At 57.4% G+C, this 11,661-nt stretch carries 11 protein-coding genes; 9 read left to right on the forward strand and 2 right to left on the reverse strand.

The window, feature by feature from the left end:
* Window positions 1-6 precede the first annotated feature (6 nt).
* On the reverse strand, window positions 7-1,074 hold the full coding sequence (locus tag YERSI8AC_RS09535) for an agmatine deiminase family protein (RefSeq protein ID WP_159176646.1): 1,068 nt from the start codon (window positions 1,072-1,074) through the stop codon (window positions 7-9).
* 179 nt (window positions 1,075-1,253) lie between these two features.
* Here YERSI8AC_RS09535 and YERSI8AC_RS09540 point away from each other — a divergent pair, with 179 nt between their 5' ends.
* Complete coding sequence (locus YERSI8AC_RS09540) at window positions 1,254-2,495, forward strand: lipoprotein-releasing ABC transporter permease subunit (RefSeq protein ID WP_022523891.1); 1,242 nt, start codon at window positions 1,254-1,256, stop codon at window positions 2,493-2,495.
* Window positions 2,496-2,520: 25 nt separating this feature from the next.
* Window positions 2,521-3,234 carry an ABC transporter ATP-binding protein gene (locus YERSI8AC_RS09545; RefSeq protein ID WP_022523890.1) on the forward strand — a complete coding sequence of 238 codons (714 nt, stop codon included), beginning with the start codon at window positions 2,521-2,523 and terminating at the stop codon, window positions 3,232-3,234.
* A gap of 16 nt (window positions 3,235-3,250) precedes the next feature.
* Here YERSI8AC_RS09545 and YERSI8AC_RS09550 read toward each other — a convergent pair whose 3' ends face one another.
* Window positions 3,251-3,808, reverse strand: a complete 558-nt coding sequence (locus YERSI8AC_RS09550; protein ID WP_009286403.1) for a DUF2062 domain-containing protein — start codon at window positions 3,806-3,808, stop codon at window positions 3,251-3,253.
* Window positions 3,809-3,903: 95 nt separating this feature from the next.
* Here YERSI8AC_RS09550 and YERSI8AC_RS09555 point away from each other — a divergent pair, with 95 nt between their 5' ends.
* The 7 genes from YERSI8AC_RS09555 to murB all read left to right on the forward strand — a co-directional run bounded on the left by YERSI8AC_RS09555 (window position 3,904) and on the right by murB (window position 11,652).
* Entirely contained in the window at window positions 3,904-6,183 is a 2,280-nt protein-coding gene (locus YERSI8AC_RS09555; protein ID WP_041158062.1) for a DNA internalization-related competence protein ComEC/Rec2, read from the forward strand.
* A gap of 55 nt (window positions 6,184-6,238) precedes the next feature.
* Entirely contained in the window at window positions 6,239-7,975 is a 1,737-nt protein-coding gene (gene msbA / locus YERSI8AC_RS09560) for a lipid A export permease/ATP-binding protein MsbA (RefSeq protein ID WP_041158063.1), read from the forward strand.
* A gap of 38 nt (window positions 7,976-8,013) precedes the next feature.
* On the forward strand, window positions 8,014-9,042 hold the full coding sequence (gene lpxK, locus YERSI8AC_RS09565) for a tetraacyldisaccharide 4'-kinase (RefSeq protein ID WP_009286404.1): 1,029 nt from the start codon (window positions 8,014-8,016) through the stop codon (window positions 9,040-9,042).
* Between the two features lie 13 nt (window positions 9,043-9,055).
* Complete coding sequence (locus tag YERSI8AC_RS09570) at window positions 9,056-9,289, forward strand: Trm112 family protein (RefSeq protein ID WP_022523886.1); 234 nt, start codon at window positions 9,056-9,058, stop codon at window positions 9,287-9,289.
* Window positions 9,289-10,077: a 3-deoxy-manno-octulosonate cytidylyltransferase gene (gene kdsB / locus YERSI8AC_RS09575; protein ID WP_009286405.1), complete on the forward strand. Its 789-nt coding sequence runs from the start codon at window positions 9,289-9,291 to the stop codon at window positions 10,075-10,077. Before YERSI8AC_RS09570 ends, kdsB begins: the two co-directional genes overlap by 1 nt.
* A gap of 74 nt (window positions 10,078-10,151) precedes the next feature.
* A complete protein-coding gene (locus tag YERSI8AC_RS09580; RefSeq protein ID WP_041158064.1) occupies window positions 10,152-10,616 on the forward strand; it encodes a low molecular weight protein-tyrosine-phosphatase in 465 nt (154 codons plus the stop codon).
* A gap of 25 nt (window positions 10,617-10,641) precedes the next feature.
* Window positions 10,642-11,652 carry a UDP-N-acetylmuramate dehydrogenase gene (gene murB, locus YERSI8AC_RS09585; protein WP_138800088.1) on the forward strand — a complete coding sequence of 337 codons (1,011 nt, stop codon included), beginning with the start codon at window positions 10,642-10,644 and terminating at the stop codon, window positions 11,650-11,652.
* The last annotated feature ends 9 nt before the right edge of the window (window positions 11,653-11,661 follow it).

Consider the following 11,661-nt stretch of genomic DNA (forward strand, 5'->3'; position numbering starts at 1 on the left):
ACTCCTTTAGCAAATAGCGGTCGTGGCAGGCGTGCCCCGGGCAAGCGTGCCTTGTGGAAGCTGCATGGTTAAACAGTGCAGGCTGCCATGTTGGCGAATAACGCTTACGCACTCAATCGGAATTAGCGTGTGCTCAGGAAAAGCAACCGCTAGCGCGTTCAGTGCAGTGACATCCGCCGGGTCGCCGTAGGTAGGCACCAGTACGGCCTGATTGATGATCAGGAAATTTGCGTAGGTGGCGGGCAGGCGGTGGCCATCTTCCGGGTCAAAGCAGGCTTGGGGCCAGGGCAGTGGAACAAGCCGGTAGGGTTCACCATTGCGTTGCCGGAAAGACTGCAGTTCTTGCTCCATCGCCGCCAAGGCCGCGTAGTGCGGGTCGTGAGGGTCGTCACAACGCACATAGGCGATGGTGGTTGGGTTGCAGAAGCGTGCCAGGGTATCAATATGGCTGTCGGTATCGTCGCCTTCTAAATGGCCGTTGGCCAGCCACAGCACACGGTCAACGCCGAAGTCGTCGCTAAGCTGCGCTTCTACCTCTGCTCGGGTTAGCGTGGGGTTACGGTTGGGGTTAAGCAGGCATGCTTCGGTGGTGAGCAGGGTGCCTTCGCCGTCAGTTTCTATACCGCCGCCTTCCAGTACCAGATTCCGCGAGGCCACCGGGCAGGCCCAGGCCCCCGCATCGGCAAGCCATTGGGTGAGCAAGTTATCGCGCTCGGCGGGAAATTTTCCACCCCAGCCGGTGAACGTGTAATCGAGCAAGACACATTGGCCATCTTCATCGACCACGCTGATCGGGCCATGATCCCGTGCCCAGGTATCGTCAGTGGGTGCGACAATAAGCTGCAGGCGTTCAGCGGGCACGCCGTAGGCGTGAAAAGTATCGGCCAGGCGCTGCTTGGTTAGTTCGTCTGGTACGCAAATAAGCACACACTGATAGCGCGCGGTGGCCATCACGATACGCTCGAGGGTGGCTTCGATGCGCGCAAGCAGAGGCGCCCAATCGCCGTCTGGGCGTGGCCAGGTCAGTTGTATCCCATCTTGGGGATACCATTCGGGTAGCAAACGATACGTCATAAAAGCGCAGCCCCACTGTCAGCAGTAAATCGGCGCAATGTAGGGTGTGGCGGGGCAAGTTGCAAGCGTAACGTTTTTATTCTGAACGCTCACGGCGAAGGCCGCTCTAATGGCCGTTTGAACATGCAGAGAGACTAAAAAAACCGTACCATGAGCGCTTATTGATAAGGAATGACGCCATGCTTGATCGTTTGCCTTTTCTGGTGGGGCTGCGCTACGTGCGCGCTAAACGCCGGAACCACTTTATTTCGTTTATTTCGCTCACCTCAATGTTGGGGCTAATGCTGGGGGTCGCCGTACTTATTTTGGTGCTGTCGGTGATGAATGGCTTCGACCATGAGCTGCGCACACGTATTTTAGGCATGGTGCCCCACGCTAAAATTGAGTCCCGGGAGGGCATGGTTGAATGGCAGGCTCTGGCTGAAGAGCTTATGCAAAGGGAGCGGGTCATTGGTGCGGCGCCCTACGTTGAGCAACAAGGTATGTTCTCCGTGGGCGGGCGTAATCAGGGAGCCATGGTCAATGGCATCAACCCGGAATGGGAAGACCGAGTGTCAATTATTGGTGAGCACATGCGCCAAGGTGAATTGACCGATCTGGTTCCCGGAGAGTGGCATGTGGTGCTGGGCTCAATGCTGGCGCGCAACTTGGGCGTTGGCGTGGGGGATCGAGTAACGCTGCTGGTACCCGAAGCATCAATTACCCCCGCCGGGGTCTTTCCACGCTTAAAACGCTTTACCGTTAGCGGTATTTTTAGCGTCGGTGCCGAACTAGACGCTAATTTGGCCTACGCCAATATTGAAGATATGCAGACTCTTGCGCGCCTGGGTGATGCGGTTGGCGGGCTTCGCCTCCAGCTGGATGATCTGTTTGCTGCCAGTAGCGAGACCCAGGCGATTCTCAATGAGCTTGGCCCGGAGTATCGGGGCAGCGATTGGACCTTCTCTCAAGGCAATCTTTTCCAGGCGATACAGATGGAAAAGCGCATGATCGCGCTACTGTTAACGGTGATTATCGCCGTGGCGGCGTTTAATATCGTCTCGACGCTGGTCATGGTCGTCACCGATAAACGCGCGGATATCGCCATTCTGCGGACTATCGGTGCTAAACCGAGCTCGATTATGGGGATTTTTATTGTTCAGGGCATGGCCATCGGGCTGATTGGTATCGCTGTTGGGGTGGCCGTGGGTGTGCTGCTGGCGCTGACCATTGCGGATCTGATTGGCTGGGTGGAAGGAACGCTGGGGATTCAGTTCCTGGATGCTGGGGTCTATTTCATTAGCGACCTGCCTTCACGCCTGCAGTGGAATGATGTCAGTCGTATCGTATTGGCCGCCTTTGGTCTGACGTTCCTGTCGACACTTTATCCCGCTTGGCGGGCGGCAAAAGTTCAGCCGGCGGATGTGTTGCGCTATGAATAATGGCTTCAGGAATAAGGATGACACGATGTCGATAAATACAGGGCAAGAAGCTGCCGTCATGCTCGATTGCCAGACGCTGACACGAACCTACAGCGAAGGCCCCCAGGATCTGACGGTACTGGATAAGCTCAATTTGCAGGTGCGCGCCGGGGAACGGGTGGCCATCGTCGGCAGCTCGGGGTCAGGTAAGACAACGCTGTTAAACCTGCTGGGCGGTCTTGACCGCCCTAGTGAAGGCAGCGTCGTTATCGCCGGTGAGCCTCTATCAGGGCTGAATGAAGCGGCGCTTGGCAGCTTTCGTAACCGCTACATCGGGTTTGTGTATCAATTCCACCATCTATTGGCGGAATTCACTGCACTCGAAAATGCGGCGTTACCGCTGATTATTCGCGGTCAGTCGAAAAAGGCGGCCGAGAAGCGTGCCATGCAGATACTCGAGCGGGTAGGCATGCAGCCGCGGGCGGATCATAAGCCGGGTGAGCTTTCCGGCGGGGAGCGCCAGCGCGTGGCGATTGCCCGTGCGTTGGTCACCGATCCTAGTTTGGTGCTGATGGATGAGCCCACGGGCAATCTGGATCAAACCACGGCGGCAACTATTTTGGCACTAATGGATGAACTGGCCAAAGAGAGCGCCTGTGCATTCGTGATTGTGACCCATGACGTTAGCCTGGCGGCCCATCAAGACCGCGTGCTTAAACTGGATGCGGGTAAGTTGGTCGAGCAGGCGCCGGCGCTTTAACCGTCGGGTTCAATCATTAAACCTTATCGTCAAATTCTGCTTCTATCTGCGCACGCCGCTGCCGACGTATCTGGCGGCGGCGTTTCCAGTTATGGGAGACGTGCCAGCGCCAGATCAAGCGAATGCCAATATTGACCACGATGGCTAATATGATCGCTGTTACCAACGAGCCGACGATCAGTGGCGGCATAATGTCGTGCATCTGTTCGGCGATCCAGTGCGTTGAAATACGCGAAGGGGCCTCCCGCACGGGCGCGCCGAGGATAAAGGTGCCAATCCAGTAGTTGCCGTAAAAAATCAGCGGCATCGTTAATGGATTAGTAATCCATACCAAGCCTACCGAGAGGGCTAAATTGCAGCGTGTTAGGCGCGCGCCTAGCGCGGCAACGACCATCTGAAAGGGGATGGGCAGCATCGCGCAAAACACGCCCACGCTAAACGCATTGGCAACGCTTCGGCGAGTTAGAAGCCACAACCCCGGGTCTGCAATCAGCGGTGCAATAAAGCGTAGCGAGCGCTGTTTCCTGATAGTGTCGGGTTTGGGCATGTAGCGCTGCAGGAATCTGCGCGGCATGGCGGATACTCTTGCCTATCGATGTGGCTCATTATCCATATAGAGCCACTCTTCGGCTATGCTAGGCCATTAATGAACATTCGCTGGAGGGCTCTATGCGGTTAGGTGTTGCCATGCCCGCGGCGCTTGCAGCACTTGCAGGAGGTATTTTTGCCTGGTATTTCCACACCGCAGAGGTGACTCCAAATGCGTTTGGCTGGGTGTTGGTAGCCGCGTTGCTGGTAGTGGGGCGGTGCCCGCGATTTGGTATATGGCTGCTGATCGGCGCCTGGGTCTTCACTGGCGTACAAGAAGAGTGGGGGAGTCGCTTACCGACGGGGCTAAGCGGAGAAGATCTTGCTGTTGAGGCAACCGTGTTGACCGCCCAACCGGTGGGTAATGCCACGCGCCTGCTGTTAAGCGTTGATCAGTGTCAAAGCTCTTCGACTAGCCTGGCACAACGGCCCAGCTGTTCCGCGCTCACCAAGGTGCGCATTACCGCTTATAGCGATGTTCGCTTTAGGCCCGGCGAGCAGTGGCAAATGACGCTTCGTTTGCGTCCCCCAAGTGGCTTTGCCAATCCTGATGCCTTCAATTATGAGCAGTGGCTGTGGCGTGAGGGAATCCACGCCACCGGCTACTTGCGCCAGGAGCCAGCGCCGGTTCGGCTTTCTTCTGCGGGCCCTTCTTTGCGCCAGCTAGCGCTGGATTTTTTAGCCCGCCAGCCTCTCGACGATCGAACCAAACGTTGGCTGGCAGCGTTGACGTTAGGCGATAGCGAACAGCTTACCCAAGACGACTGGTCGCTGCTGAATGCTACCGGAACCACGCATCTGGTGGTGATTTCAGGCTTGCATGTCGGGCTGGTGGCCTCATTTGTACTGCTGCTAGCCAAATCAGTCGCTCGGTTTGCAACGCCCACCAACTGGCGTATGCGCACCTGGCCGTGGTGGTTGGCAGCGCTAGCTTGTGTCAGTTACGCCACCCTTGCCGGAATGGCGCCACCGGCTATGCGGGCGATGGTGATGACATTGATCGGGCTGTGGGTGCTGAGTGGTCGGCATGCGCCGGGAGCTTGGCAGGGCTGGTGGCTGGCACTCGCGCTGGTACTTATTGTCGATCCGCTAGCGCTATGGCGTCCAGGGATGTGGCTATCGTTTGTGGCAGTGGCGTGGCTGATTATTATTTGGCAGGGGCGGCGGCGCCCTCAAGGGATAAAGGGCTGGTGCTGGGCGCTGGTGAGATCGCAACTGCTGCTAGCCCCGCTAATGGCCGCCGCCGTATTGGTGGCCTTTGGGCGAGTGGCACCCGCTGCTCCATTGATCAATTTAGTCGCCGTACCCTGGGTAAGCTCGGTGATGGTGCCGACCGCACTGCTGGGGTGGCTGCTGTCACCTCTGCCCATGGTGGGAGAGACGGTATGGTGGCTGTTTGAGCAGGCGCTAAGCGTTTTCCACCTGTTGCTGACGCTGGTGGTGCAGCACTGGCCACTATGGGAACCTGATCGGTCGTTAACGTATCCGCTCTCCCTCGCACTGTTGCTACTGTCGTTATGCTGGGGGCTACCTGCCGTGCTGCCAAGCTTACGGCTGGCAGCCTCAGCGCTGATCGTTGCGCTGCCCTGGTGGTCGCTTCCGTCATCGATTCCCCCCAATGCGCTCAGAGTCAGCGTCCATGATGTGGGGCAGGGGCAGTTGATAGAACTGCGCAGCGCGCATTATCGCCTGCTCTACGACACCGGCCCTCGCTTTCGTAGTGGTTTTATGCCTCTGGAGGCGCTTTGGTCACCGGGGCAGTTGTTTGATCAAGTGTTAGTCAGCCACGCTGATAATGACCATGCGGGCGGTATCAGCGCATTGTTAGCCGATCATCGGGTCAAACAGTGGATGGCTCCTGCAGGTGAGGCGCTGCCAATTTCCGGTATTGATTGTCAGCGTGGTCAAACATGGCAGCGTGATGGGGTGAGTTACCGTATTCTCTGGCCGCCCGCGGGTGATAACGATTTATCTGCCAACGATCGCTCCTGCGTACTTGAGGTGAGCGCTGGTGAGCAGAGACTGCTGATTACGGGGGATGTGAGCACTGAGGTAGAGCGTCGCTTTCTGCGAGAGGTGGAGCCGCCTGTTAGTGTATTGGTGGCAGGGCACCATGGCAGCGGCACCAGCTCGGGTATCCAGTTCGTACGTTCCATCGCTCCTGAGCATGTGATATTTAGCGCCGGGCGGAGTAATGCGTTTCAACATCCGGTAGATTCTGTCGTGCGCCGTTTTCGCCAGCAGGGCAGCTGTCTATGGAACACGGCGCATGACGGCGCACTGCGTTTTTGGCTAAAAGCGGCCCAGCCCATCCAGGTTGAAACAACGCGACCATTGCCAGGGCGACGCAACCAGTGTTGAAGCGCGTCGCCATCAGGTAGAATTCTCCGATTGCACACTATGGCCAGGAGCGCGTGTGACTGATTCAGGTTGGGGTATTTATAAGCGGTTGTTGGGCTATGTGAAGCCGCATTGGCGAGCTTTTGCGCTAGCGATAGTGGGCTTTGTGGTTTACGCCGCGTCGAGTACCGCGCTGGCGGAAATGATGAAGCGATTAATTGATGGCATTCAAAACCCAGATGCGGCGTTTCGGTTCTTTCTACCGCTGTTTGTAATTATTATGTTTTCCGCCCGGGGGTTAGGTACTTTTTTAAGCACCTACTTCATGGCCTATGTGGGCCGCTACGTGATTCATACCCTGCGTTGCGACGTGTTTGCCCATCTACTCCATCTGCCGGGCTGGTTTTTTGACCATCACTCCAGCGGTCAACTGGTATCACGGGTGACCTACCACGTTGAGCAAGTCGCGGGGGCGGCCACCAAAGCGGTGACGATTATTCTTCGGGAAGGCCTGTTCGTCGTCGGCTTGGTGCTCTATCTACTCTGGACTAACTGGATGCTAACGCTGCTGTTTTTGGGCGTGACGCCGATCATTGCCGTGGTGGTAAGCTACGTCAGCAAGCGCTTTAGACGCATTTCAAAACGCATTCAGCACTCCATGGGCGATGTCACCCATATTGCCTCGGAAGCGCTGTCGGGCTATCGGGTAGTGCGCACCCACGGCGCAGAGCCGTATGAAAAGCAGCGCTTTGAGCGGGTCAGTGAAGAGAATCGCCGCCAAAGTATGAAAGAAGCCATGACCCGTGCGGTCAGTTCCCCTGTGATTCTGATGTTGGTGGCCATCTCCATGGCGCTACTGGTCTGGCTGGCCATGGCACCCTCGCTGATGGAGAACATGACGCCTGGTGAGTTTGTGGCCTTTATTACCGCGGCTGCCCTGATGATCAAGCCGGTACGTCAACTGACCGAGATTAACGGTGAAATTCAGAAAGGCCTGGCGGCCGCGTCAGAGCTTTTCGGATTGCTGGATATGACCCCTGAAGAGGATAGTGGCAAACATATTGCCAGCCGTTTAAACGGCGATGTCGTGATCGATCATGTTAGCTTCCGCTATGCCGACGACCAGCCCGAAGTCCTGCACGATATTAATCTACGCATAGCACCGGGCGAACTGGTGGCGATAGTCGGGCGTTCGGGGAGCGGCAAGTCCACTCTGGTCAGCTTGCTGCCGCGTTTTTACTGCCCCACTCAAGGCAGTATTACTATCGATGGCATTAATGTTGATGAATACGCGCTTGGCCCACTGCGCCAGCAGATTGCTCTGGTGTCGCAGCAGGTGACGCTATTTAACGCCTCGATTGCCGATAATATTGCTTACGGGGTGGCCAATCCTGATCCCCAGGCTGTTCAGGCTGCGGCTGAAGCCGCCTATGCACATGAGTTTATCGATAAGCTTCCCAATGGTTATGCTACCACCGTGGGTGAAAATGGCGTGATGCTCTCGGGCGGCCAACGCCAGCGGCTGGCGATTGCCCGGGCGATCTTCAAGGACGCGCCGCTACTGGTGCTGGATGAGGCCACTTCTGCGTTGGATACAGAATCCGAGCGCTATATTCAAAAAGCCCTTGAGCGAGTCTGTGAAGGGCGCACCACGCTGGTCATCGCCCACCGCCTCTCTACCATAGAGCGGGCTGACCGGATTGTGGTGATGGATCAGGGGCGCATTATCGAAGAGGGGTCGCATCAGTCGCTGCTTGATGCCGATGGCGCCTACGCGGCGCTGCATCAACTGCAGTTTCAAGAAGCGCCATGAGGCTATCGATATGAGCCTTTTGATATGAGCCTATCGTTATGAGCTTTGCCAAGAGAACGCTGGCGGAGCGCTGGCTGCAAGGCGCTTACCAGGGCAGCCGCTGGCTATCGCCGTTGAGGCCTTTAGGGGCGCTTTATCAGTGGGCCATGGCGCGGCGGGAGCGGGAATACTCTAGCGGCCAAAAAGCTACTTGGAAGGCGCCGGTGCCGGTTATCGTGGTAGGCAATATCACCTTGGGGGGGACGGGTAAATCGCCGCTGGTGGCGTGGCTAGCTGGCTGGCTGGTGGCCCAAGGCTGGTCGCCAGGTATCGTTAGCCGCGGCTATGGCGGAAATGCGCCCAGTTACCCGCTGCTGGTCACCGCCGACACGAACGTTGTCGAAAGCGGTGATGAGCCGCTGATGCTGGCACAGCAGACGGGACTGCCAGTGGCCGCAGACCCCAATCGCGTGCGCGGTGTTCAGGCACTGATCGAGAAGGGCTGCGATATTATCTTGAGCGACGACGGTTTACAGCACTTGGCACTGGATCGAGATATTGAGTTGGTGGTTGTGGATGGTGACCGTGGATTGGGCAACGGGCGCTGCCTGCCCGCCGGGCCGCTGCGCGAGTCGCCCAGCCGGTTGCAGCGTGTTGACGCGGTGATCATTAACGGCGACTCACAGCCCTCTTTGTCGCTTACTCCGTCTATTATGCAGGCAGCCACTACTATGCAGCTGGCGCCGCTGCGCTGGCGCCGCCTTGATGACGGCGCACGTTTTCCGCTTGCGCCGCTGCCGTTTACGCTGCCGGTGCACGCGGTGGCAGGTATCGGGCATCCCGAGCGCTTTTTTCGTACACTCTCCGCGTTGGGTGTTGAGGGCGAGTGGCACCCGTTGGCCGACCACCAGCACTTTAGTGCGGGCGCGCTAAGCTTTGCAGATACCCGCCCAGTGATTATGACCGCTAAAGACGCCGTTAAGTGTTACGCCCTGGCCCCGCCTAACAGTTGGGTATTAGATGTGGAGGCATCCCTTCCACCCGAATTTGAGCACTGGCTGGCAGCGCGGCTGTCGGCACTTTCCTAAAGGAGATAAGCGCATGGATAAGGAACTGCTGGCAATGCTGGTCTGCCCGTTGTGTAACGGTAAGCTGAAGTATGATCGCGATGCTCAAGAGCTGCGCTGCCACTACGATGGCCTTGCCTATCCGATCAAAGAGGGGATTCCGGTGATGTTGCCGGAAGAGGCTCGCGTGATGGATGCTGATGAAAAGCTGCCTACTTCTCCAGGACGCTCTCCAGGACGTTCACAAGAGCGTTTAGGAGACGCTTAATGGCTGTCTTTGATGACATGGTTGATTTCAAGGTGCCTGATTTTACCGTCGTCGTACCTGCTCGCTACGGCTCTACCCGGCTGCCCGGCAAGCCACTGCTTGATATTGCCGGGGAACCGATGGTCGCTCACGTATGGCGCCGTGCTTGCCAAAGCCACGCCAGCCGAGTGGTCGTGGCAACAGACGATAGCCGTATTCGTGATGCCATGCTGCCCTACGGCGCCGAAGTGATCATGACCCGCGACGATCACCCCTCGGGCACCGACCGATTAGCCGAGGTGGCTGGTATATTGGCATTGACGGATGATGCGCTGCTGGTGAATGTGCAGGGCGATGAGCCGCTGATTCCTCCCGCGCTGATCGACCAGGTGGCTCTGCGCCTAGCCGACGATCCCGGAGCGTCGATAGCCACGCTGGCGGAGCCTATCAATGACGTGGACACGCTGTTTAATCCCAACGTGGTCAAGGTGGTGCGAACGCTACAAGGCCGCGCGCTGTATTTCTCACGGGCCCCTATCCCCTGGGATCGTGAGCAGTTCAAAGCGCCACCGACCATGCTGGCAACCGATGCCTGGCTGCGCCATATCGGTCTCTATGCGTATCGTGCCGGTTTTCTAGCTGCCTACCGAGACTGGCCAGCCTCAAGCCTCGAACAGCTTGAACAGCTTGAACAGTTGCGTGCGCTGCAGAATGGTCACGCTATTCAAGTGGCATTGGCCTGCGAAGTAAACCCTGCCGGTGTTGATACGGCCGAGGATCTAGCGCGGATTCGGGCGCTGCTGGCCTAGCGCGGGTTCGGGCGTTGCCGGTTTAGCGCAGGGGCGGGCGCTTGCTTGGGCAGCTCAGTTTTTAAGGAGCTATCGTGAAAGTATTATTTGTATGTTTAGGCAATATTTGCCGTTCACCGACCGCCGAAGGTGTTTTTCGTCGTGCTCTTGAGCGAGCAGGGTTGGCCGATGAGGTCGAGATAGACTCCTGCGGCATCGGCAGTTGGCATGTCGGCAAAGCGCCAGACGCCCGCGCGCAGCAGGCGGCACTACTGCGCGGTATCGATATAAGCGACCTGCATGCCCGCCAGCTAAGCGAACACGATTTTACCCAATTCGACTACGTGCTAGGCATGGATCAGGACAATTTACGCGCCATGCGCGAGCTGAAGCCTGCCAATAGCCAGGCGCATGTTGGGCTGTTTTTAGATTTTGCTGGTACCCCCGGTGCTGAAGTCCCAGACCCCTATTTTGGCGGGGATGAGGGATTTGAGAAGGCTCTGGATATGATTGAAGCTGCATCAGAAGGGCTGATTCGACACCTTAAGCGAGAGCTGTAATGGGGCTAATGGTGTGGCTGCACAGATGAATATTCTCAGCAATGTGGATTTGTCCGCCGCTAATACACTTAGGCTCCCCTGCCAAGCAGAGCGCTTCGCGTCACCAAAGACATTAACAGCTCTACGCCAAACACTAGCAGAGGCACGCCATGAAGGCTGGCCCGTCACGCTGCTAGGTGGCGGCAGCAATGTTCTGCTTCCCGAGGCACTACCAGGTTTGGTGGTGCGGCCTGATTTGCAACAGCACTGGCTCAGTCAGCGTCAAGGGCATGTGCTTGCCCATGTAGGGGCGGGGGTTAATTGGCATACGCTGGTGATGGCGACTGCTGCACGCGGCTTGTGGGGCATTGAAAATCTGGCGCTGATCCCTGGCAGTTGTGGTGCTGCGCCGGTGCAGAACATTGGTGCCTACGGTGTTGAGCTTGCCGATACGCTGCAAGCGGTGCAGGTAATGGAGCTCGCCACCGGGCGGGTGAATTGGCTAAGCGCGCAAGAGTGCGCCTTTGGTTACCGTGAGAGTATTTTTAAAGGCGAGTTGGCAGGTAGCATTGTGATCACTCAGCTAGTCTTGCGTTTGTCACGCACGCCAGCACCCCGGCTAGGGTATGGCGATCTCGCTGCACGCTTAGCAAGCCCTCCCACACCGCTCGCGGTAGCCGAAGCGGTATGTGGTATTCGACGCGAGAAGCTGCCCGACCCACAGGTGCTGGCCAATGCGGGGAGCTTCTTCAAAAATCCGCTGGTAGCTGATGTGCTGGCAGCGCAGTTGTTGCAGCAGTATCCTGCTATGCCCCATTTCCCCCAGGAAGGAGGGCAAACAAAGCTGGCGGCGGGGTGGTTAATCGACCAGTGTGGCTTGAAAGGGATGCGTGATGGTGCCTTCGGAGTACACCAGCATCAAGCGCTGGTGCTGGTGCACTTTGGCGGCGGTGATCGTCAGGGGCTAATGAAAACAGCTAGCTATATCGCGGACCAGGTCGAGGCACGCTTTGGGGTGCGTTTAGAGCCCGAGCCGCGGTTAATTAATCCCTGTTAGTTAATCTCT

The organism is Halomonas sp. 113 (assembly GCF_904067645.1).
Classification (GTDB): Bacteria; Pseudomonadota; Gammaproteobacteria; order Pseudomonadales; family Halomonadaceae; genus Vreelandella; species Vreelandella titanicae.